Origin of the sequence: Rhodococcus sp. R1101 (assembly GCF_000278445.1) — a bacterium.
Lineage (GTDB): Bacteria > Actinomycetota > Actinomycetes > Mycobacteriales > Mycobacteriaceae > Rhodococcus > Rhodococcus gordoniae.
On record NZ_AJVB01000883.1, the window covers coordinates 1 to 694 of the forward strand.

Below are 694 nucleotides of genomic sequence, written 5' to 3' on the forward strand. Positions count from 1 at the left end.
CCGACACCGGCAACCAGCAGGGCACCGGCACGGGCGCCGCCATCGAGGGCTACCGCATCTCCGGCAAGACCGGCACCGCCCAGCAGATCGACCAGAACTGCAAGTGCTACTCGAACTCCGACTACTGGATCACCTTCGCCGGCATCGCGCCGTCCGACGACCCACGCTACGTCGTCGGCATCATGCTCGACGCCCCGACCCGCAGCTCCGACGGCAGTGGTGGCCAGTCGGCCGCGCCGCTGTTCCGCACCATCGCCTCGTGGTTGTTGCAGCGCGACGGTGTGCCGTTGTCGGCCGAACCGGAGAGCAAACTGATCCTTCAGGTCGACTGATCACGCGACCACGCGGCCTCGGTACGCTGACACGTCGGTAACGTGACACGACGGTCGTCGCCGAGACCGCAGAACGGGAACGAACCCGGGAACGTCCGTCGGAATGCCTGCAGACGAGCTGCAGCGAAGCGAGAGGAAACTGGTGCCTGTGCCATCGAGTCCGGATCCGTCTCCTCCGGAGGAGGGACGGAGACCCGAGCACCCACCGATGACGCAGATCTCGGTCCTCGCCGACGCCATCGGGGCGCGCGTGGAAGTCGTGAACCCCGAGGCCGGAGAGGACACGGCCCGCAGTGTCGCGGTCACCGGCATCGACCTCCGTGCCCAGGGCATCCGCCCGGGCGACGTCTTCGCGGCGCTGC

Annotated in this window: 1 protein-coding gene; it reads left to right on the forward strand. The window is 68.3% G+C overall.

Going from position 1 to position 694, the window contains the following annotated elements; genetic code table 11:
* Positions 1-332 (forward strand): penicillin-binding transpeptidase domain-containing protein (locus R1101_RS28895; protein ID WP_037225309.1); only part of this gene is annotated, 332 nt, incomplete at its 5' end.
* Positions 333-694 lie beyond the last annotated feature (362 nt).